Raw genomic sequence first — 22,933 nt, forward strand, 5'->3', positions numbered from 1 at the left:
AGTAACCGTGCCAGTAGATTTTTAGTTATTTTTGCAGCAGTGCGTTGTTGGTTTTTAAAAAATAGCGCTATTGCTATAGCAACAAAAAATGGCTTGTATGCCAAACTTTAAAAAAATTGAGCCGTTATAAACATTTAAAAAAAGAAGAGTGATTTTTTTTACACTGTTGGCTAAGCAGAACTGGCACCAAACTATTGCCCCTAAGCTAACAATACTGTTGCCAGGGTGTTTTTGTTGATGCAAACCGGTTGAGGAACGGGTGAGTTTTGCGCACCTGTGATCAGTGTTTCTGATCACGGGTAAATGTTGCATGCAGTAAAAATATATTGGAGGTCAACATTCCCGCGTGTTCAATCCGGGAGTTATTTGATTGGCCTGTAACCATTACTCTGCCAATGGCGGCCGGATATCAATGCCATTGAGTGTCGATAATTGTTTTTTTGCGGATAACTATGATGGATAGGGTAAAAAGCGGATGGGCAATAGCACTAATTATTATGCAGGTGTTCGCAATGTATCAATGTATTCGTTTAATGTACCAAATAAATCAGCGAGTAATTGCGGCGCTTGCATGCATTTGGCCGCACCGATAATCCCCTGGTAGCTTGCCATAATGAACATCGCAATCTTACCCGGGTTAATATCCTTACGGACCAGCCCTTGCTGTTGGCCTTGCTCAAGTGCGGCGAATATTGATCCATGAATTGTCGCCATAATTTTTTCCAACCGCTCATGGAAGCCTTTATCAATAGATGCCATCTCCTGGTTTAAATTATTGAGTGGGCACCCTTTAAAATGAATTTCATTTTTATAAACATCGGCTTTCCATAAAAACAGTTGTTGGATTGCTGTGAGTGGATTGGGGTATTTTGAAGAAAATTCTGACCAGTTTGCTTTGACGTGCTCCAGCAAAATCTCATCAACGACGGCATAACCCAACGCAAGTTTGTTGGGAAAGTGATAATAGAGCGCGCCTTTTGCCAACTGTGTTTTTTGCAATATGGTTTCGATGCGCATCCCCTGATAGCCGTTTTCATAAATCTCTTCCTGGGCAGCTTCCAGAATTCGGGCGCGGGTATGTTCAGCATTGCGTTCAATGGGCATGGTGTTCTCGTGGGCCAGCAAGAAATATGTTGGCAGTTAATTATTATTGATAGCTGGAATATTTATAGGGATAGTTTGAAATATCGATTTGATCAATTTTAAACCGACCACATGGTCGGTAGGCATTAAATAGTAAGGCTGTTTGGCTTGTCAATAACAACGAATTGCACAACGCGGTGGATCTGTTTTATCAATATGTGGCATTGCATATAACCATATTGGTTATATCATTTAGCCCATACCAAATATTACCGGGGAAATATAATGCCGCATCGCCATCACGAACGTCACAGATCCCAGCACTCAGGCTGGCTACGCGCAGCGGTTTTAGGGGCGAATGATGGAATTATTTCCACGGCAAGTTTAATGATGGGAATGGTAACGGCTGGTGTTTCAGGCTCTACGATTTTATTAAGTGGAGTTGCTGGTTTGGTTGCCGGCGCGATGAGCATGGCTGCAGGCGAATACGTATCGGTACGCTCACAAGCTGATACCGAAGCGGCAGACCTTGCACGGGAAACTCACGAGCTTGAAACAAACCCCGGCGGCGAACATCGCGAATTGGAAGAAATTTATGTTGCGCGCGGATTGGAGCGCGACCTTGCACGTGAAGTTGCCAGACAATTAATGGCACACGATGCACTCGGTGCCCATGCGCGCGACGAGTTGGGTATTACTGATATTTTCGCCGCACGTCCCCTGCAAGCTGCACTGACATCCGCGTTAACTTTTTCAGTGGGCGCGTTTATTCCGTTAGTGGTGGTGTTATTACACCCCGCTGAATATATTGCATTTGCAATCAGCTCAATATCGTTAATTGCGCTGGCTATGCTCGGTGGATTAGCTGCAAAAGTTGGTGGAGCGAATGTGTTTGCCGGTGCTGTACGCGTAGGTTTTTGGGGCGCAGCGGCTATGGCATTGACCGCTGCGGCAGGGCATTTGTTTGGCGCGGTGGTTTAATATTTTTATCGGCATTTATTTATCAAAGATATGCGCAATCACTTCGCTCATGGCGCGATTAATCCGCGCAAAACGCCGGGCATCGGCCAGCATAAAACTGGCGGGTTGGGTATAGCGCGAGCCATCGATATCTTCTGCACAATGTTCAATTAATGCAGCTGCCGAGGCAGGTGTGGTTTCCAGGTGAAACTGGAAACCGTATACCTGATCATTTAAAGCATAAGCCTGGTTTAAACAACCTTCGCTGCGCGCGATGTGCAATGCACCAGGGGGAATGGCAAAGGTATCCCCATGCCAGTGAAACACTTCCGGGTATTTCGCCAGGATTTGGGCGATAGGATGGGCATTTGCTTCAGGTAAAATCTGCAACGGTAACCAGCCGATTTCTTTGTTAGCATTTCGTGTGACTTTACCACCCAATACATCAGCAATTAATTGCGCCCCCAGGCAAATACCGATCACGATTTTTCCCGCATGAATCGCTTCCTTGATCAGGATTTTTTCATCAGCCAGCCAGGGATAAATTGCCTCGTCATAAATTCCCATAGGGCCACCCATAACGACCAATGCATCAAAACTGTGCACGTCCGGTGCTTTGTCGCCGCGATACCAGTGGGTGGTATTGAGTACATAGCCACGAGCAATGAAGTCATTGGCCATGCTGCCAATATCTTCAAAGGGGACATGTTGTAAGCTGTGGATGCGCATAAAAAACTCCTTGAACCGGGCGAGTAGGCATAAGCAGGCATCGATTATGCAGAAATCCAGCCAGTTTGGCTGTTTATTCCGTAAGTTACCGTCGCAAGGCGGCGGATTACCTGGGGATTCGTGTATACTTCGGCCATTATTTGTGCGTTATAACTGTGGTGACGAGATTGATAGGCTTTTTTAAAAAATTGATGGGCTCCGGGACTGATAAGCCCGCTAAACAAGATAGTCCTGTAAAAACATCCGGGAAGTCGGCCCATGAACATGGGGCGAATAGCAGAAAACATCCACGTGAACGCCATCAGGGCCAGGAACGGAATCAAAGCCGGGACCATACCCAGGGACAAGATCGTCAAAGCCAGGAGCAGCAGCGTTCGCGTAATAATCGCAATCAACGCAGTACACAAAAATCCGAGCACATTGACAAATCCGCTGTGCGAGCAGAGAAACCTGCGCAACCCAAACCAGAAAAATCCCACGCTCCCAAACGCCCTGCCAAAGTAGATCACGGCCCCTGGGATATTTCCCAATTTCCAGTGGAAGAAATAGAGGGCAAAACCCGCTTCCATGATTTCGATCTGGAATTACCCCTGATGCGCGGTATTGCCGAGCTGGGTTTTAAATATTGCTCCCCGATTCAAGCCCAATCATTGCCCCATGCGTTGCAAGGTAAAGATGTTGTCGGTAAAGCGCAAACCGGGACGGGAAAAACTGCTGCATTTTTGACGGCAATTATTGATGATTTGTTAAAAAACCCCATCGCGGAAAAACGTTATGCCGGTGAAGCGCGTGCATTGGTCATTGCGCCCACGCGCGAACTGGTTATTCAAATCGCTGACGATGCGAAAGCGTTGTGCAAATTTACGGATTTAAAAATCCATACCCTTGTTGGCGGTATGGATTACACCAAACAGCAACGCCATTTACACGAAGACCTGGTGGATATCCTTGTTGCTACCCCGGGCCGCTTGCTGGATTTTTGTGGCAACAAAGATGTATACCTTGATCAATTGGAAATACTGGTTATCGACGAAGCGGATCGCATGCTCGATATGGGTTTTATTCCGCAGGTGCGGCAAATTGTTCGCCAGACACCGAAGCGTGAAGATCGCCAGACATTATTTTTCTCCGCGACATTTACTGATGATGTGCACAACCTCGTGCAGCAGTGGACTTACAAACCGGTCACCGTAGAAATTGAACCTGAATCCGTTGCCAATGCGCGAGTGGACCAACATGTGTACCTGGTTTCTACGGAAGAAAAATACACGCTGCTATACAACCTGATTCAACAGGAACACGCCGAGAGCATGATTGTGTTTGCCAATCGCCGCGATGAGTGCCGTGACCTGCATGAAAAGTTATTGCGCCATGGTATTAAGGCCGGTTTGCTCTCTGGCGAAATTACCCAGAACAAACGTGTGTCCACATTGGACGCATTTAAAAATGGTGATATCAAGGTATTGGTAGCTACCGATGTTGCGGGGCGCGGAATTCATATCAGTGGTATTAGCCACGTAGTGAATTTCACTTTGCCGGAAGAGCCGGAAGATTATGTACACCGTATTGGCCGCACTGGTCGCGCCGGCAAAACCGGAACCTCGATCAGTTTTGCATGCGAGGATGATGCATTGCGTTTAGCGCCTATTGAAGAATTGTTGGGTAAGCCAATTAAATGCGAGCAACCGCCCGAACCTTTACTACTGGCGCCGCCGGATTTACCTCCTGCACCACCGCGTTCGCGTAATGGCAATGAGCGTTACACTAATCGTTCAGTGGGAAATCGCCCCGGTGGTAATCGCAATCGTCGCCCGCGCCACTGATTATTGATGCGTTAAGTAATAAATGAATTAATTGCCCGGCACATGCCGGGCAAATTGTTTTTAACGGAATGTTTATGTCTGCTGCTTCCCCGGCCAAATCGGCATTACTCACGTTGCATCTCGGTGCTTTTATGATGGGTGCCACGGGTTTGTTTTCCAAAATTATTGAATTGCCCGCGTGGGATATCACTGGTTATCGCACCTGGATTGCAGCCGCAGTATTATTTGCCTGGGTGTGGTGGCGTGAGCGTAATATCGCTCTAAAATCACCGCGCGATTATGGCCGCATGTTGATATTGGGCGTATTGCTGGCGTTGCATTGGGTTACGTTTTTTTATTCGATGCAAGTTGCCAATATCGCTGTGGGAATGATTTCGCTTTACGCCTATCCCGTCGTCACCGTATTTATCGAGCCCTGGATTAAACGCACGCAACTGGATTGGCGCGATGTGGTCAGTGGTGTGTTGGTGTTAGTCGGGATTTACTGGCTGGTGCCGGAATTTGATCTCGGTAACAACCTCACCGAAGGTGTAATTTGGGGGGTGATTTCCGCACTCACATTTGCCGTGCGTAATTTATTGCTGAGCCATTGGTTTAGCAATCAAACTGCGGCGCGTTCCATGAGTTACCAGGTATTGATTGTTGCATTATTGATGACACCGGTTTTGCTGTTATCAAACCATCAGCCTACCGAAAAAGATTGGTGGTTATTAATTTGCCTGGGGATTATTTTTACCGCTGTTACCCACACGCTGCTGGGTTTTTCATTGCGTTATTTAACCGCGAAAACGGTGGGGCTGGTGGCTTGCTTGCAGCCGGTGTACGCGGTGATTTATGAAATTTTTCTGCTGCATGAAATTCCTGCGAGCAGCACCTTGATTGGCGGTGCGATTATTATGGGCGCTGCGATTTATGAATCAGTGCGCGAGCATAAAAAATCCGGTTATGCCTGATCTTGACTAAACTCCTGTTAATTGCGGAGGAAAGATTATGAGTAAAACATTAATGCCAGTAGTATTTGTTCCCCATGGTGGTGGCCCAATGCCATTGCTGGGGGATGCCAGCCATCGTGAACTGACTGCATTTATGCAAAACCTCGCACAGGATCTGCCAACGCCTGAAGCGATCCTGGTAATTAGTGCCCATTGGGAAGAATCGATTGCGCACGTATCCAGTGCTGCCAACCCCGCCATGATTTTTGACTATTACGGCTTCCCTCCCGAAAGTTATGAGTTTCGTTATCCTGCACCCGGCCAACCACAGCTGGCAGAAAATATTGCACAACTGCTGCGCGCCAATAATATTCCGGTCACCCTGGATGACCAGCGCGGCTATGATCACGGTACATTTGTGCCCTTGTTACTCAGCTACCCGCACGCGGATATCCCGGTAGTGCAATTATCATTGCTGGCCTCACTCGATCCTGCCGCTCATATCGCCCTTGGCAACGCCATAGCGCCGTTACGTGAGCAAGGTGTATTAATTCTTGGATCGGGAATGTCATTCCATAATATGCGCGCGTTTTTCTCACCGAGCCCGACAGTAAAAACAAAAAGCGACAATTTCGATCAATGGCTGGTTGAAACCCTGACCAGTAATGCGCTGGATTATTCGCAGCGCGCAAAGCGATTAAACACGTGGGCAAGTGCACCTGATGCACGTTTCAGCCATCCGCGTGAGGAGCATCTGTTGCCTTTGCATGTTTGCTTTGGTGCGGCAAAGGCTTCATCTGGCGCGCAACATAATTTTGGCGGTTATCTATTGGGTACTCGCGTGAGTGGATTCCTCTGGCAATAATTTGTCGCCTTGCGCGGTTTTGGCGCATTTTAGTAATTCTTGGCTACACTCAATAATTATTCGCAAGCAATTGCTAATGGAATGTTATTGAGAGTGATCTGATGAAAAAGATTCTGGTCGTTGAAGACAGTGAGATGGTAATGAAGGTATTGCGCCACCTGGTGCAATCTTCATCCCTGGTTTATGAAGCCGTGTATGCAAATAGCCTGGCACAAGCGACAGATGCCTATGAGCAAAATCCCCACGATTTTTTTGCGGCCCTGGTTGATTTGAATTTGCCCGATGCCCCTAACGGTGAAGTGGTTGATTTTACCCTCGGCAAAAAAATTCCCACCATTGTATTAACTGGTAGCTACGACGAAAAACGTCGCGAACAACTTTTCAATAAAGGTATCGTGGATTACGTTACCAAGGAAGGTCGCTACGCTTACAGTAAAGCAATTGGCATGATCAATCGCCTGGAAAAAAACCAGCATATTAAAGTGTTGGTGGTCGATGATTCCGATATGTCGCGCAAGCATGTGGCCAATTTATTCAAACGGCATTTATTCCAGGTGCTGGAAGCTGTTGATGGTGTGGATGCAATTAAAGTCCTGCTGGAGAACCCGGATATTAAATTGGTTATCACCGATTACAATATGCCCAGGATGGATGGTTTTGAATTGGTGCGCAACCTGCGTTACAAATACGACAAAACCGATTTGATTATGATTGGCGTTTCCGGTGAAAGCAGTGAAGCATTGTCTGCCAAATTTATTAAACACGGCGCCAATGATTTTTTGCGCAAACCGTTCCATCCTGAAGAGTTTTATTGCCGGATTATCCATAACATTGAGTCGCTCGAATTAATTGAGCAGATCACCTACAGCTCGCAGCGCGATCATTTAACGGGCCTTTACCATCGTTCCTATTTCTTTAATGCGGCACGTGAGTTGTATCGCCAGGCGGTAGAAAAAGCATCACCTTTATCATTGGCAATTATTAATATTGATCATTTCAGCCAGGTGAATGAGCAACATGGCAATTCCTGGGGCGATGTGGCTTTGAAATGCATCGCCACCAGCTTGCAAAATATGCTGGGGCGGTTTTTATTAGCGCGCGCCGATAGCGATGATTTTTTTGTGTTGATGCCCGGGCTTGACCATGAAAAAGCGGCATCCTTTCTGGCTAAGGTAAAGCAATTATTGGCCGCAGAAAGTTTTCATATTGATGGCGCTGACACACATTTTTATTTCAGCGCGGGTATTTGTGATCAGTTGCACCAAAGCCTTGACCAGCAATTGGCACAAGCCAATATTTATTTGCAGCGCGCAAAAGAAGCCGGGGGCAATATGATCGTCGATGATGGCGATGAATAACCATTGTTGATGGATAATCATTATTGTAGCGGCGCGTTTATCGCGCCTTTTCCTTTGCCCCATGAAAAAGCTACAGTTGCTTGATTTCCCTGACCCAATAAATTGTTGCTCCGGCCACAGCAACCGGTGTAACAAAAATATTTAATAGTGGCACCATACTTCCTAGCAAAATAATCCCGCCATAGGAATAACTGGTGAGTTGTTGTGTGTTCAGGCGGCGGCGTAGCTCGCGAAAACGTAATTGGTGATTATCAGCAGGGTAATCTGAATATTGGATCGCCATGCACCAGCAACTCCAGAGCGCAGCGATTATTGCACCCAGCAGGTTGGCACCGGGGATAAAAAACAGGGCGATAAAAATAATTAGCACCAATAATCCCCGGGTCATAAAATACCAAAGCTTGATTGCTTCGCGTTGCAGTGTGCGCGGAATCAATAAACTCCAGGGTTCGTCGGGCGGCGCAATACCGGTTAATTGCGTTTCAATTTTTTCTGCGAGCAAACCAAAAAAAGGCGCTGCCAAAAAATTGGTAATGATATTAAAACTGTATCCATACACAATCAAAAATATAAAGGCGACTAACGGCCATAATATCCAGGTTAGCCATTGCAGCCAGCCGGGCGTCAGTGCCTGAATTTCTGCAAACACGTCACCAAAGGCATTTAGTAATGCAGCGGTAACCAAAAAGAAAATCAGCACATTTACGAGCAGCGGGATCAAAATAAATTTGCGCAAGCCCGGCTGCAAAATCAAGCGCATGCCTTCCAGAAAATAATTTATTGCTTTACCGGGTGAACCTTGCATTTATGGTTTCCTCTTTTTCAGTTGGATTAACCCATCGCCCAAGGCAAATGCCGCCCCTGCAATCGCTCCGTATACGTGAGACTCCACGGCAACTGTGGCAGGAATTAATTGTTGCAAATCGGTGGCTTCATAACCGGGTAGGTTTTCTTGCAATAATTTGCCCATGATTAATAATAATCCTGTAGCTTTTATCCAGAGTGGATAGGCGCGCGTTTGTATCAATCCTGCCACAATTAAACCGTGGATTGCGCCGGATAAACCCGCGTAAGGCTGGTACTCAGGATTAAACCAATATATCCCCAGGCCAACAACCAAACAGCTGGACAACAATAGATACACGTATTTTTGCAATGTCATTTCACTGAGTAATGCCAGCGTACAAAGTATTAATGCGGCAGTATTCATTAATGTGTGCGCCCAGCCGAAATGAACAAAATTAGCCGTGAAAATTCGCCAGTATTGGCCTTGGCGGGTTGGTGTTGGATCAAGGCTGAATAGGTTGAATAAATGGGGTTCAAACATTGCCAGCACTAATATTACGGCACTCACGGCGAGGCTTGCCAGGAAGGTCGGATGGGAAAGGGATCTTTTCATATGGGCTTTACAAGTAGGCAGAAATTAATTCGACGGGCGCGAATTCCATATGGATGACCCGCCTTCTGTCCGGTTTGGTTGCCTTGCTTGATGCGTGCACCAATAAAGGTTTCATCACCAGTGCGGATCTTTTGGGAGCAAGGCAGTAAACGGGTAATATCTCTTCGCTAAGTGCGTGTATTTGTTGCGTTGATAATATTCCGTTATTGTGACTTCCCGGCAAAACTTTCAGGCAACCATTTTCATGGTGATTGTCATCAAGGTGAAAACGCAAGGTTACCATTTGATTAAGTATATTGGTGGGCGGTTGCACATGATGAGATCCATCCTTAATGCTCCACGGCCCCCAATCCTGATGTGAAAATTTGCGCGGCATGCAAAGTGTTTTATCCTGGTGCCAGCTAACCAGCCAATTTTGCCCAGCAGTTTTATTGAAAAGAATGCAGCGCATTAATTGCGGCTTATCCTGCATATAATATTCAGCAAGTTGCAATACCGGGGCGGATTGGGCGAGTTGTTGCAGCGTGGATAGCTTGGTGTCAGCGTGGCGAATACCTGCTGAATCGCATTCCTGGAGCTGGTCAATGTCCCGATGAATATTATCTATATCGTTTGGAGGGGGAATATTTTCAACCAGCTCAAAACCGTGCGTTAAAAAATTCATAAGTCGATAAAATTAAAGGCCGCATAAGCGGCCTTTAATTTATTTTGCGCCTGCCGCTTCCAGTGCCTGGGCATATTCTTCACCGTTGCGATGTCCTTTTACTGATTGCAGGAAGGTTTTACCATCCGGGCCTACTGCATTGATATCCTTGCCTGCTTCAACGAAAAATTTTACAAAAGTGGCAAAGTTTCCGCCAAGCATACCGCGGTAGGCTTTTTCGAGCAGATGGTAATCGGCATTAACGCCTGCGGGGGCGGGGTAATCCAAAAAGGTTTTGATTCGTTCATCGGTAAAGGTTTCGCCGAGGACTTTTTCTTTATCTTTGCGTAGGCTCATTTTAAAAATCTCTTTGTTAATTACCCATTCAACTTCTTGACCAATAACTCATTCAGCGCCTGCGGATTCGCCTGGCCTTTAGATGCTTTCATCGCCTGGCCTACAAAGAATCCAAGCATTTTCGCACGCTTGTCTTCGGCGGCAGCACGATAACCTTCCACTTGCGCCGTATTTGCTGCGATGATGTCATCGATAATTTTTTCCAGAGCGCCAGTATCAGAAACCTGTTTCAAACCTTTGGTTTCGATGATGGTATCCGCATCGCCTTCGCCATTGGCAATCGCTTCAAATACTTGCTTGGCGATTTTGCTGGAGAGTGTGCCATCTTTAATTCTTACTACCAAACCGGCGAGTAATTCCGGGGTTACCGGTGAATGATCGATACGTTGTTCGGTGCGATTTAAATAGGCGCCGAGGTCGGCCATGATCCAGTTGGCAGTGAGTTTTGGTTCATTGGAAATTTTTGTTGAAGCTTCAAAAAATGCTGCGCTGAATTTATCCATGGTGATTTGTCCAGCGTCATAGCTGCTCAAACCATATTGCTCCACAAAACGTGCGCGTTTGGCTTCGGGTAATTCCGGCATTTGTTTGCGCACTGATTCGATGTATTCATCATCCAGGATTACTGGCAGCAAATCCGGGCAGGGGAAGTAACGGTAATCGTTGCTGTCTTCTTTACTGCGCATGGAGCGGGCTTTTTTAGTGTCGCCGTTGTACAGGCGGGTTTCCTGGGTAATTTTCCCGCCGTCTTCCAGAACATCAATTTGACGCTCAACTTCAAGCTCAATTGCCTCTTCCATAAATTTAAAGGAGTTGAGGTTTTTGGTTTCGGTACGGGTGCCGAGTTTTTCTGTGCCTTTCGGACGAACAGAAATGTTTACGTCAAAGCGCATGGAACCTTGCGACATTTCACCATCGCAAATTTCCAGCGACGTGACGATTGAATGCAGTTTTTTTGCGAAGGCCACCGCTTCTTCAGCGCTGCGCATATCCGGTTCAGTTACCACTTCGATCAATGGGGTTCCTGCGCGGTTTAAATCGATTCCGCTCATGCCCGCAAAATCTTCATGCAAGGATTTGCCTGCATCTTCTTCCAGATGGGCGTGGTGAATGCGAACGCGTTTGGTGCGGCCACCTTCCAATTCCAAATCCACAAAACCAGCGCCGACAATTGGCTCAGCGAGTTGTGTAGTTTGATAACCTTTCGGCAAATCCGGATAAAAATAATTTTTACGTTCAAATACAGAACGTTTGCCGATTTCTGCATTCACAGCCAAACCAAACATGGTAGCAAAACGAAAGGCTTCTTCGTTGGCAACTGGCAAAGTACCCGGCAACGCCAAATCAACTGCGGAGGCTTGGGTATTTGGCTCAGCGCCGAATGCAGTACTGGAGCCGGAGAAAATTTTGGTTTTGGTGGCAAGTTGTACGTGAACTTCCAACCCGATTACAGTTTCCCATTGCATAATTTTTCTCGCATCATTAATCAATATTGGGTGCAGTTTGTTGGTGGAAGTTAGTGGCTTGCTGGAATTGATGCGCTGCATTTAACAGTTGTGATTCCGCAAAGAAATTACCAATCAATTGCAATCCCACAGGTTTGTTATCCACCAAACCACACGGAATAGATAAGCCTGGCAAGCCTGCCAGGTTGGTGGCGATGGTGTAGATATCCTCCAGGTACATTGCAACCGGGTCTTTGGTTTTTGAGCCAAATTGGAATGCGGGTGATGGCGAAGTCGGGCCAATGATTACATCCACATTTTGGAAGGCATCGACAAAATCCTGCTTGATCAAGCGGCGGATTTTTTGTGCTTTGCTGTAATAAGCATCGTAATAACCAGCCGACAATGCATAAGTACCAACGAGGATACGACGCTTCACTTCCGCCCCAAAACCTTCACTGCGCGAACGCATATAAAGGTCATTTAAATCTTTTGGGTTTTCGCAGCGATGACCGTAACGCACCCCATCAAAACGCGACAGGTTGGCAGAACATTCTGCCGGAGCAATAACGTAGTATGCAGGTACTGCGAGATGCGTATGCGGCAAGCTGACACTGTGAATCGTTGCGCCGAGGCTTTCGTAAACTTTAATTGCCGATTCAACATGCGCAGCCGTTTGCGGATTCAAACCTTCGCCGAAATATTCTTTGGGTACGCCGATGCGCAAACCATTTAAGGGTTTGTTTAAATCAGCGGTGTAATCCGGTACATCGCGCTCAACACAAGTTGAATCTTTTGCATCGTAGCTCGCCATATCGTTTAACAAAATCGCGGCATCTTCTGCGGTTCGCGATAAAATTCCCGCCTGGTCCAGGCTTGACGCAAACGCAATCATGCCCCAGCGCGATACGCGGCCATAGGTTGGTTTAATACCGGTTAATCCGCACAATGCGGCGGGTTGACGAATTGATCCGCCGGTATCCGATGCGGTTGCAGCCGGTGCCAGGTGCGCAGCAACGGCTGCAGCAGAGCCACCGGAAGATCCGCCGGGAACACAATCAATTGCCCATGGGTTTTTTACCGGGCCGTAATAACTTGTTTCGTTTGATGAACCCATTGCGAATTCATCCATATTGGTTTTACCCAGCATCACCACGCCGGAATCCAAATAATTATCGACGATAGTTGCGTTGTAAGGCGCGATAAAATTATCGAGCATTTTTGAACCGCAGCTGGTGCGCACACCGGTAGTACAAAAAATATCTTTGTGCGCGATAGGCACACCGCACAGTGCGGGCTGGTTTCCGTCTGCAAGGCGTCTATCCGCTGCTTTTGCTTGCGCTAATGCCAATTCAGGCGTGACAGTAATATAACTGTTGTAGGTTTTATCCAGACGCGCAATGCGCTCCAGATAATGTTGCGTTACTTCGGTGCTGGAAAAGTCTTTGTTGCGCAGACCTTTTACCAGCTCGGCAATGGTGAATTGATGCATTGCGAATATCCTGATTTTAATCGGCGAGTTTTCGCCATTTTTTAAATTGAATTTGCGGAGATCTCTGGAGAAAAAGCAGTGATAGTTTTCAAGGCTATCGGAGACAAGGATGTCGACGATAAACCTCCAGGGATGGATTTACGGCGTGTCTTGAAAACTATCACTTCTTTTTCTGGCACAGTGTTAATGCCCAATCACTTATTCAATAACCTGCGGAACCAGATACAAACCATCTTGCACAGCAGGCGCGATGGACTGGAACATTTCGCGCTGATTCGCTTCAGTCACCACATCGGCGCGCAAACGTTGTACCGCATCCAGCGGGTGCGCCATGGGCAATACGCCATCGGTATTGACGGCTTGCAATTGATCAACCAGAGCCAGCACATCGGAAATACTTTTCGCCGCCTCATCGGCAGCCTCATCGGAAATCTGGATACGCGCCAATTTGGATAGCTTGGCGATATCGGAACGGTCAACAGCCATGGGAAGCTCCAGCAGAGAAAATCGAAACATGCGGTGAACATGCGGCCAACCCGCGATATACCGCTAAAAACGGGCGCCAAAGGTATCACATTTGCGCCTTGCCCAGAAACCCTGTGGTTGATAGAGTGCAGCCAGTTTTCAAGGCGGCGGGCAAGCATTTTTAATTTTGGTGAATTTGCGCAAAAATTAAACGCAATTCGTGCAAATTATCCGATATCCGGTGAACTTTCAGCGCAAATTGGGTCGGATAAAAAACCAAAATTCACTTATACTGCGCGCTTGCTGAAAAAGTGCAAGGAAAGTCCTTTAGTAGCGGATCAGGTTGAACAGATTCGCATACGCAAGGTTAATACTCAGGGAGAGCGGGTCCAACCAGTGTGCCCCGAGTCCAGGCTGGAACAGAATATTATTTTTAACCCATTTCTTAAGGCCCCATCCCATTATGATGAAACTTCTGCGTGGAGCTTTCTCCAACGACCTTTCTATTGACCTCGGCACAGCTAACACCCTGATTTATGTACGCGGCCGCGGCATCGTGTTGAACGAACCTTCGGTAGTGGCAATTCGCCATCACAATGGCACCAAGATTGTGGAAGCTGTGGGCGTTGAGGCCAAACGTATGTTGGGCCGTACTCCGGGTAACATTACGGCAATCCGCCCACTGAAGGACGGTGTTATTGCCGACTTCCAGGTTACCGAAAAAATGCTGCAACATTTTATCCGTAAAGTGCATGAAAACTCCTGGTTCAACCCATCTCCCCGCGTTTTGATCAGCGTTCCCTGTTTATCCACCGAAGTAGAAAAGCGTGCGATCCGCGAATCAGCCCTGGGTGCTGGCGCGCGCGAAGTGCGTCTGATTGAAGAACCTATGGCCGCTGCCATTGGCGCCGGTCTGAAAGTGGCGGAAGCCAGTGGTTCGATGGTGGTGGATATTGGTGGTGGTACGACCGAGATCGCGGTTATCTCATTGAATGGTGTGGTGTATTCCGATTCTGTGCGTATCGGCGGTGACCGTTTTGACGAAGCTATCGTTAACTATGTGCGTCGCAATTACGGCAGCGTGATTGGCGATGCAACCGCCGAACGTATCAAGCAGGAAATTGGCTGCGCATTTGCGGGCAGCGAGATCCGGGAAATTGATGTGCGCGGCCGCAACCTGGCGGAAGGTGTGCCGCGCAGCTTTACCTTGAGCAGCGATGAAGTGTTGGAAGCGCTGCAAGATCCACTGGCTGGCATCGTACAGGCAGTAAAAAGTGCGCTGGAACAATCTCCACCGGAACTGGCTTCTGATATTGCCGAAAGCGGTGTTGTGCTGACCGGCGGCGGTGCGTTGCTGCGAGATATTGATCGTCTACTCTCTAACGAAACCGGTTTGCCTTTTATTGTCGCGGAAGACCCGTTGACTTGCGTTGCGCGCGGCGGTGGCATGGCGCTGGAGATGAGCGACAAGCGCAATATGGATCTGCTGTCGTCCTGATAAAATGACGGGGGCGATGCGTCGCTCCCGCTCCCTGTTGGCAGGGGTTAATAACAGACAGGAGATACGGCCATTAAACCGCTCTTTGCCCGAGGCTCATCTGCGACCAGTCGCGCCTTCTTGTTCATTGTGATCATGATGGTGCTGGTGGTGGTCGGCCTCTATACCGACAAACTTGAACCGCTGCGTGAAAAGCTGGCGCAACTGGTTACTCCCTTTTATCAAATTACCAATGTTCCTACCCGCGTTAATGATTGGCGCAAAGATACGTTTGTATCCCAGGCTGACCTTAAAACGGAAAATGATGCACTCAAAACCGAGCTGCTAATCCATCAACGCAAACTGCAACAACTCGCATCATTGGCTGCCGAAAACGTACGTTTGCGCCAGCTGCTGAATGCCAGCCAGATGTTGCAGGATACTGTGTTGATCGCCGAGTTGATTGGCGTATCGCCCAACCCGCTCAGCCATAAAGTCATTATCAATCGCGGCACCAAAGATGGTGCATTCAAAGGCCAGCCGGTGTTGGATGCTTTTGGCTTGATGGGGCAGGTGACCGAAGTTAGCGAAAACTCCAGTACAGTGCTGTTGATTTCTGACTCTACCCATGCGATTCCGGTACAGGTTAATCGCAATGGTGTGCGCGCAATTGCCGAAGGCACCGGCGATTTAAACAGCCTGAGTTTGCGCCACGTCTCCGCGAATACCGATATTCGCGCTGGCGATTTGCTGGTGAGCTCGGGTATGGGGGATCGCTTTCCCGTGGGTTATCCGGTGGCAGAGGTTCTTCAAGTTGTGCGCGATCCGGGCAAGGCATTTTTAACGGTAATTGCCAAGCCAATGGCGCGCCTTGACCGCAGCCGCCATTTATTGCTGGTATTTGAAAACCGCGATCGAGCCAGTGTACCCGGTGCATTAAATATTCCTGCGACAACGTCTGCTTCTTCAATATCATCCAGCAGTTCCTCTTCCAGTTCACAGGGCGGGGCACAGTAATGCCCTCCCAGTCGCTAAACCTTTATCTCATTATCGCTCTCAGCGTATTTGTGGCGCTTGTTTTGTCAGTTTATCCGTTACCCATGGACATGCGTTGGTGGCGGCCCGAGTTTGTATTGGTGGTGGCAATTTACTGGATGTTCTTTATGCCGCTTACCGTCAGCTTTTTCTTCCTGTGTGCATTGGGCCTGTTCCAGGATTTGCTCGAAGGTGTGCCTTTTGGCCAGCACAGTTTGGGATTGGTGATTGTGGGGTATATCTGCATCTTGTCCTACCAGCGGGTGCGCAATTTTTCGATCTGGCGCCAGTCGGCATGGATTTTTGTATTGGTCGGTATCGCCCAACTTACCGATAACTGGGTTCAGGGTATGGCGGGACGCCCGTTGTCCGGCATCCAATTTCTTTATCCTGCGCTGACCAGTGCGCTTCTCTGGCCACCCTGTTCCTTGTGGCTGGATCGTTTGACGCATCGCCATCATCATTAGCGCTCCTGCAAATTGATGGCCGGCTGGGATGCCGGTTCAGGGTTTATCCATAAACAGTTTATTAAAATAATATTTTCGTGTTGGGTCAGGAGTTGTGATGGTGAAGCCGGTGGTTCCCGATTTATATCTTGCCAGTCAGTCTCCCCGTCGCCGCGAGTTGTTGCAGCAGATTGGTGTGAATCATGCGGTGGTGCGCGCTTCTGTTCCGGAACAACCTGCTATTGGTGAACATGCGCTCGATTACGTCCAGCGCCTCGCCCGCGAAAAAGCCGCTGCCGGTTTTGCTGAATTACAGCGCCAGCAGTTGCCGTTAGCGCCGGTATTGGGCGCTGATACGCTGGGGCTAATCAATGGTGTGATCCTCGAAAAACCCCGCGATAAAGCGCATGCCCGCGCAATTTTGCGCCAGCTTTCCGGTCGCACCCATGAGGTGATTACTGCGGTTGCCCTGCATGGTCAATTGCATCAGGCCCAGCGCCTCGCCATTACCCGCGTGACCTTCCGCGACTTAAGTGATGCTGAAATTGATGCTTACTGGAACACCGGTGAACCACAGGATAAAGCGGGTGGTTACGGGATTCAGGGATTGGGCGCGGTATTTGTCAAAGAGATCCATGGCAGCTATTCCTGTGTGGTGGGTTTGCCGATTGAAGCAACCTGCGAGTTATTGCGCGAGTTTAATGTGCCCTGGTGGTCGGCGGGAGCTGAAGCATGAGTGAAGAAATCCTGATCAATGTTTCCCCGGTGGAGACGCGTGTTGCCCTGGTTGAAAACGGGGTGGTGCAGGAGTTTTATATCGAGCGCAGCCACGGCGAGACTTACGTGGGCAATATCTACAAAGGCAAAGTTGTGCGGGTATTGCCCGGTATGCAGGCCGCGTTTGTCGATATCGGGCTGGAGCGCACCGGTTTTATCCATGCCGCTGACATGATGCCCGAACCGCCGGAAGGCGAGGTGCGCCGCGCGGAAGTCCCCGATATCCGTTCCCTGGTGCGCGAAGGCCAGACGTTATTGGTGCAAGTCGCCAAAGATCCCATCAGCACCAAAGGCGCTCGCCTTACCACCCATCTCACCTTGTCGTCTCGTTATCTGGTGTATATGCCTAATGCCAATCATATTGGCGTATCCACGCGGATTGAAGATGAGCCCGAGCGCGAGCGCCTGCGCAGTGCAGTTGAAACTGCCGTTGCCGAACAGGAAATTCGCGGCGGATTTATTGTGCGCACGGTGGCGGAGGGCGCTGAAGCCGAGGCGATTGTTGCCGATATCCCGTTCCTGCTGCGCTTGTGGGAGGATTTAACGCAAAAGTTACCCGGCCTTGGCGTGCCGGCGGAACTTCATCGCGATATGCCGCTCTATCTGCGCGCCCTGCGCGATATGGCGCGGGCACCAATTGATCGGGTGCGGGTGGATTCGCGGCTGACCTACCAGCAAATGCTGGAGTTCGTGTCCAAGTATTCGCCGCAATTAATCGATTTGATCGATCTCTACAGCGGTGATCGCCCGCTGTTGGAGTTGTACGGGGTGGAAGAGGAAATCCACCGCGCCCTGGAACCGCGCGTCGCCTTGAAATCGAATGGTTATCTGATTATCGAACAGACTGAAGCCATGACCACCGTGGATGTAAACACCGGTGCGTTTGTTGGCCACCGCAATCTGGAAGAGACGATTTTCAAAACCAACCTGGAGGCGGCAACTGCCATTGCGCGGCAACTGCGGTTGCGCAACCTGGGGGGCATTATCATCCTCGATTTTATCGATATGAAAGACCCTGAGCACCAACGCCAGGTGTTGCGGACGCTGGAAAAGGCACTGGAAAAAGACCATGCCAAAACGCGGATCACTGGTGTGTCTGAGCTCGGCCTGGTGGAAATGGCGCGCAAGCGGACGCGGGAATCCCTGGAGCAAATGCTGTGCGAGCCTTGCCCGGTATGCCAGGGGCGGGGGCAAGTTAAATCGGCGGAGACGGTGTGCTACGAAATTTTTCGTGAAATCCTGCGCATGGCGCGCACTTACGATAATGAAAAGTTTTTGGTGCTGGCGTCGCAACTGGTGGTTGATCGTTTGCTTGATGAAGAGGCTGCTTATGTGGCAGATCTGGAAGCATTCATCCGGCGCACCATTGAGTTCCGGGTTGAGGCGCTCTTTCATCAAGAGCAGTACGACATTGTGTTAGTTTAATTTTTTCCGGAAGCCCTGAAGGTACATGAGTCGCGCATTTCGCAAATTGGTTAAATGGTGCTACCTGCTGGCCGCCATCGCCCTGATTTTATTGGCGGTGCTGGTGCAGTCCGGGCGCAGTTTTTCCCATTTGCTGGGTGACTACAACCAAAGCATTGCGAATTACTTTTCGTCACGCCTGAATGCGCAAGTCAGCATTGGTCAGATTGAATCCGAATGGGCGGGGTTGAAGCCCAGCCTGGTGGTGCAGGACTTCACGATCAAAAGCCAGGATAACCAGCCGATTATTGCCTTGAAGCAAGCGCGGTTACGCCTGGATATGCTTGAATCCCTGCTCAATTTCAGTCCGGTCTGGAGCAATTTAATCCTAAATCAGGTGGACATGAGTTTTGTCCAGACTGAAGACGGTTTTTGGGAGGTTCCCGGTTTACCGCGCAAGGCGAAACCGGAAAGTGATGCCGGTGTTCAAATCGATGCGTTGATCGATATGTTGCTGTTATCCGGTCGCATCGAATTCCAGCGCAGCCATCTCAGCTTTACCTTCAATTCCGGCCACCAAATGACGTTGGACTCTCCTTATCTGTTGATGGAAAACGCTGACGGGTTTCACCGGCTATCGCTGCAAATTGATGTGGATGAACAGCCGCGCACCGTTTACCTGGTGGCCGAAGGCAAGGGTGACCCACGCGACCAGCAGCATTTCCATAGCAAAGGTTATTTGCAACTGAATCGCTTCCCTACCAGCGAGCCCATCGCCGCTGCCAGCGCCTTTTTACTTGGCGGAAAATCGGCTTTGCAGGGTGAAGGGCAGGTGGATGCGAATATCTGGTTTGAAACCCGCAAAGGTGCAAACGGCGAAAGTGGCAGGGGCTACGACCTGGTAGGAAGCCTCGGGGTCCAGCGTTTGGCTGTGCCATTTGGTGAGCGCCATGTGGCGCTGGATGATTTCGCGACCGAAATTACCGGTTTCTGGCTGCCCGGCGGCGAATGGCGTTTGGGTTTGCAGCAAATCAATGCATCGATGAAAGATGAGCAGATTACCGGTTTGAATGTGGCCGCAACTTCCGCCGGCTTCCAGCAGCCGGTGAAAGTAAGCCTGGATAACCTCGATCTGGCGCGTTTCAACAGTATCCTCAACGATGCGGGTGTGTTGGGCGAAGGGCGTTTGCGCGAGGTGTTACAGACGCTTAACCCACGCGGCCAGTTGCGCAATGTGCAATTGACCTTGCCGGTGAAAAACCCCAAAGAGTGGCAAGTGCGTGCCAATCTCGACCAGGTGGCGGTAAATCCCTGGCAAGGTGTTCCCGGATTAGTGGGGGTGGATGGTTATGTGCAAGCAGGACAAGCGGGTGGTTTTGTTGATATCGATTCCCGCCGCGGATTCTCCATGCATTACTCGCCTACCTACACTGCGCCTATGGTATACGACACTGCCAAAGGCCAGGTTGCCTGGCATTTGCAACCGGAAAAAAACCAGATCTACGTCAACAGCGGCCTGCTGGAGTTTCGCCAGGGTGAAGAGGTTGCTCGCGGATATATGTGGCTGGGGTTACCCTGGAAGCGCAATACCGGTGATGTCGATTTGTTTTTACAAATTGGCGGCAAGCAACTCAATGCCAGCCTCTATAAAAAATATACACCCGCCACGGTTCCGGCTTCGCTGGCCGATTGGTTGAATAAAAGTATCGGGCTGGAAAATCCTGGTAAAGCGAGTGAAGCGGGATTTTTATATCGCGGCACACTCAATACCAAAAATACGATGGCGCGTACTTTCCAGTTGTACCTGGACTTGCAACAGGCTGCACTTGCCTATCATCCCGGCTGGCCTGCACTGACTAATATGGATGGGCGCCTGCTGGTTAGTGATGCCCATATCGCGGCCAGCGTTGCTGCGGCCAAAGTGTTTGATAGCAAGGTCGAACATGCCGAGGTTCGCGTAAGCCCGCGCGCCGGGAATGCCGGCTCGCTTTTGCAGGTAAAAGGGCTAATAGCAGGCCAGGCGAGCGATGGTATCCGTGTGCTGCGCGAAGGCGAAATGCGCAAATACATGGGGTCCAGCCTGGATTCATGGAGTATGCAAGGCGATATGGTGGCGCGCCTTGATCTGGATATCCCCATTGGCACCGGCGAGAAAAACGCGAAAGACCATCGCCAACAGGTAGATGTTGACCTTAAATCCCCCTTGTTTGAATTACAGAACCTGAATCTAAGTGTGACGGACCTCAGTGGTCACATCAGTTACAACAGTGAGGCGGGTGTAAGCAGCGAGCAATTGCGCGGGCAAGTATTTGACCAACCGCTGGAAGCCCAGCTCAGCACACAGAAGCAGGATGGTTACAGCAAGACGCTGATTAGCCTGGGTGGTGCGGTTGATGCGCGCCAGCTGGCCTTTTGGAGCAAGCGCCCGGAAGTTTTATTTATGCAGGGAACCTTGCCCTATAAAGCGATGGTGGAGCTCAACCATCGCCCGCGCGCCGATGTTGCTCCACCGGAGCTCAGCCCGGAGGCGATAGATGTCAAAACCGAAACGCCCGCGGAGTTTGCCAGCAAGGCGTTTGCTACCATCACGGTGACCAGCGATTTGCAAGGCGTTACTGCGGACTTGCCTGCGCCCTATGGCAAGGCGGGTATGGCTGGCAGACCCCTGGTATTCCAGTATTGGTTGCAGGAAACCCAATCCCAGATTCACCTGGCCTATGGCGAAAATGTCCAGGCGCTGCTGCGCATGGATCGTCGTAACAACAACCTTCTGGCTGCCAATATTGCCCTGGGGGCCGATGCTCACTTGAGCGATAAACCCGAGTTTGTTGTGTCCGGTTTTGTTCCCGATGTGGATCTGGATCAATGGAAAGCTGTGCAAGCGCGCTATCAGGCCTATGTAGACCAACTGACATCAGTGGTGGTTAACCCGCTCAGGCATCCCTCCACTCCCCGGGAAGTGGAAGAGTTATTGGCTGCTGAATCCGAAGCGGTGGGACGTATAGGTGGTTTGCCATTCAGGACTGACCTGGTGATTGGCCGCTACGATGTGGGCAGTTTGCGTTTGGAAAACCTGAATCTGGTTGCTGTCCCAGTGAAGGCCGGTTGGAAATTGAATATTGACAATCCACAAGTCGCTGGTGAGTTATTAGTGCCTTCCAGCAAATTGGCACCACTGGAGGTTAACCTGGAGCGCCTGGCGTTAACCAGGGCTGCCTTGGGCCAGGAGGACAATACCGAAACAGTAATCGTCCAATCGATAGATCCTTCACTCGCCAAAACTGACGCGGCGGTTGATACCACTGCTGCTACTGATACTGCCGCTACCGCACCGGATGTTGCACCTGCCGCTGGAGAGACAGCGACTGCACCTGTAGAACCTGAACGCAAATTACTCGATCCACGCTCCATGCCCCTGGCAAATATCGCCGTAAAGTCCCTTTCTCTGGATGGCAATAATTACGGTAACTGGTCCTTGCAGTTGCGCCCGGACGGGAAGGGTGTGGTCATTGATAAGATTCGCGGCAGTATTCGCGGTGTGACCATTGGCGGCGCCAATGATCAGGGTGCAAAAATATTCTGGCAGGAGACCGCGCAAGGTGTGCAAACCCGTTTTGTGGGCACCCTTAGTGCCGGGGATATAGGCGCAGTGCTACGTGAATGGGAAAAGCCGGACACTATCGAAAGTACCCGTGCCGTCTATCAAGCCGATTTATTTTGGCCGGGCTCGCCGCAGGATTTCTCGGTGGTTGACTTGGGTGGCGAGATGACCATCCACATGGAAAACGGTCGCTTTAAACGTGAAGCCAGTGCCGGCGATGGTATTTTACGGTTGTTATCTATCCTGAATTTTGACTCGCTGGCACGACGTATGCGGCTGGATTTTTCCGATCTCTACAAAAGCGGTCTGGCCTACGATGAGATTAATGGCAAGGTGCGTTTTAACCAGGGCACATTGGTATTTGAAGATCCGCTACTGGTGCGTACACCATCAAGCGGTTTGCAGATGGCCGGCACCATTAACTTGCGTGATGAAACCATCAATACCCGGTTGGTTGCGACCTTGCCGGTCGCGGGTAACCTGACGTTCTTTGCGGCATTGGCTACCGGTTTGCCGGCAGCAGCCGGGGTTTATCTGGTCAGCAAATTGTTCAAGAAGCAAGTGGATCAAGCGACGAGTATCAGCTACACCATTAACGGCAGCTGGGACGAGCCACAAATGAGTTTTGATCGCTTGTTTGAA

General features: G+C 49.6%; 20 protein-coding genes. 11 read left to right on the top strand and 9 right to left on the bottom strand.

The features are described from left to right. Positions 1-495: 495 nt before the first annotated feature. Entirely contained in the window at positions 496-1,104 is a 609-nt protein-coding gene (locus tag A596_RS18155; protein ID WP_039917448.1) for a TetR/AcrR family transcriptional regulator, read from the bottom strand. 264 nt (positions 1,105-1,368) lie between these two features. Between A596_RS18155 and A596_RS18160 the strand changes: the two genes are divergently transcribed. Next, positions 1,369-2,064: a VIT1/CCC1 transporter family protein gene (locus A596_RS18160; RefSeq protein WP_039917451.1), complete on the top strand. Its 696-nt coding sequence runs from the start codon at positions 1,369-1,371 to the stop codon at positions 2,062-2,064. 15 nt (positions 2,065-2,079) lie between these two features. Here the strand turns inward: A596_RS18160 and A596_RS18165 are convergent, their stop codons facing one another. Then, on the bottom strand, positions 2,080-2,772 hold the full coding sequence (locus A596_RS18165) for a type 1 glutamine amidotransferase (RefSeq protein ID WP_039917453.1): 693 nt from the start codon (positions 2,770-2,772) through the stop codon (positions 2,080-2,082). A 521-nt stretch (positions 2,773-3,293) separates the two neighbouring features. On the opposite strand from A596_RS18165, the gene rhlB reads away from it, so the two are divergent. The 4 genes from rhlB (at position 3,294) to A596_RS18185 (ending at position 7,750) form a co-directional block, all read left to right on the top strand. Continuing rightward, positions 3,294-4,595 carry an ATP-dependent RNA helicase RhlB gene (gene rhlB, locus A596_RS18170; protein WP_412130337.1) on the top strand — a complete coding sequence of 434 codons (1,302 nt, stop codon included), beginning with the start codon at positions 3,294-3,296 and terminating at the stop codon, positions 4,593-4,595. A 74-nt stretch (positions 4,596-4,669) separates the two neighbouring features. Next, on the top strand, positions 4,670-5,548 hold the full coding sequence (locus tag A596_RS18175) for a DMT family transporter (protein WP_039917456.1): 879 nt from the start codon (positions 4,670-4,672) through the stop codon (positions 5,546-5,548). A gap of 37 nt (positions 5,549-5,585) precedes the next feature. Next, positions 5,586-6,392: a DODA-type extradiol aromatic ring-opening family dioxygenase gene (locus tag A596_RS18180; RefSeq protein ID WP_039917459.1), complete on the top strand. Its 807-nt coding sequence runs from the start codon at positions 5,586-5,588 to the stop codon at positions 6,390-6,392. Positions 6,393-6,493: 101 nt separating this feature from the next. Then, a complete protein-coding gene (locus A596_RS18185; RefSeq protein WP_039917461.1) occupies positions 6,494-7,750 on the top strand; it encodes a response regulator in 1,257 nt (418 codons plus the stop codon). 70 nt (positions 7,751-7,820) lie between these two features. Here A596_RS18185 and cysZ read toward each other — a convergent pair whose 3' ends face one another. From cysZ to gatC, 7 genes are all read right to left on the bottom strand, one after another. After that, entirely contained in the window at positions 7,821-8,555 is a 735-nt protein-coding gene (cysZ, locus tag A596_RS18190) for a sulfate transporter CysZ (protein ID WP_039917464.1), read from the bottom strand. After that, positions 8,556-9,149: a rhombosortase gene (gene rrtA, locus A596_RS18195; protein WP_235425775.1), complete on the bottom strand. Its 594-nt coding sequence runs from the start codon at positions 9,147-9,149 to the stop codon at positions 8,556-8,558. It lies immediately after the preceding gene. 7 nt (positions 9,150-9,156) lie between these two features. Next, positions 9,157-9,813, bottom strand: a complete 657-nt coding sequence (locus A596_RS18200) for a phytanoyl-CoA dioxygenase family protein (protein ID WP_039917467.1) — start codon at positions 9,811-9,813, stop codon at positions 9,157-9,159. Positions 9,814-9,852: 39 nt separating this feature from the next. Continuing rightward, positions 9,853-10,149, bottom strand: a complete 297-nt coding sequence (locus tag A596_RS18205) for a PA4642 family protein (protein WP_039917471.1) — start codon at positions 10,147-10,149, stop codon at positions 9,853-9,855. A 20-nt stretch (positions 10,150-10,169) separates the two neighbouring features. Then, positions 10,170-11,615 carry an Asp-tRNA(Asn)/Glu-tRNA(Gln) amidotransferase subunit GatB gene (gene gatB, locus A596_RS18210; protein WP_039917573.1) on the bottom strand — a complete coding sequence of 482 codons (1,446 nt, stop codon included), beginning with the start codon at positions 11,613-11,615 and terminating at the stop codon, positions 10,170-10,172. A 16-nt stretch (positions 11,616-11,631) separates the two neighbouring features. Beyond that, positions 11,632-13,086 carry an Asp-tRNA(Asn)/Glu-tRNA(Gln) amidotransferase subunit GatA gene (gene gatA / locus A596_RS18215; RefSeq protein WP_039917472.1) on the bottom strand — a complete coding sequence of 485 codons (1,455 nt, stop codon included), beginning with the start codon at positions 13,084-13,086 and terminating at the stop codon, positions 11,632-11,634. A 198-nt stretch (positions 13,087-13,284) separates the two neighbouring features. Continuing rightward, positions 13,285-13,572 (bottom strand): Asp-tRNA(Asn)/Glu-tRNA(Gln) amidotransferase subunit GatC, encoded by a 288-nt coding sequence (gene gatC / locus A596_RS18220; protein ID WP_039917474.1) that lies wholly within the window; start codon positions 13,570-13,572, stop codon positions 13,285-13,287. 442 nt (positions 13,573-14,014) lie between these two features. On the opposite strand from gatC, the gene A596_RS18230 reads away from it, so the two are divergent. From A596_RS18230 to A596_RS18255, 6 genes are all read left to right on the top strand, one after another. After that, the gene (locus A596_RS18230; RefSeq protein WP_039917477.1) at positions 14,015-15,049 is read left to right on the top strand and encodes a rod shape-determining protein; all 1,035 of its coding nucleotides are present in this window, start codon (positions 14,015-14,017) and stop codon (positions 15,047-15,049) included. 72 nt (positions 15,050-15,121) lie between these two features. Beyond that, the gene (gene mreC / locus A596_RS18235) at positions 15,122-16,045 is read left to right on the top strand and encodes a rod shape-determining protein MreC (protein WP_084128595.1); all 924 of its coding nucleotides are present in this window, start codon (positions 15,122-15,124) and stop codon (positions 16,043-16,045) included. Continuing rightward, a complete protein-coding gene (gene mreD, locus A596_RS18240) occupies positions 16,045-16,530 on the top strand; it encodes a rod shape-determining protein MreD (RefSeq protein WP_039917478.1) in 486 nt (161 codons plus the stop codon). Before mreC ends, mreD begins: the two co-directional genes overlap by 1 nt. Before the next feature lie 97 nt (positions 16,531-16,627). Then, positions 16,628-17,245, top strand: a complete 618-nt coding sequence (locus tag A596_RS18245) for a Maf family protein (protein ID WP_039917480.1) — start codon at positions 16,628-16,630, stop codon at positions 17,243-17,245. Further along, positions 17,242-18,711, top strand: a complete 1,470-nt coding sequence (rng, locus tag A596_RS18250; protein ID WP_039917482.1) for a ribonuclease G — start codon at positions 17,242-17,244, stop codon at positions 18,709-18,711. Before A596_RS18245 ends, rng begins: the two co-directional genes overlap by 4 nt. Before the next feature lie 25 nt (positions 18,712-18,736). Beyond that, the coding region (locus tag A596_RS18255; RefSeq protein ID WP_235425776.1) for a YhdP family protein at positions 18,737-22,933 on the top strand (4,197 nt) is incomplete at its 3' end.

It is taken from the genome of Cellvibrio mixtus subsp. mixtus J3-8 (assembly GCF_000766945.1).
Taxonomy (GTDB): domain Bacteria; phylum Pseudomonadota; class Gammaproteobacteria; order Pseudomonadales; family Cellvibrionaceae; genus Cellvibrio; species Cellvibrio mixtus_A.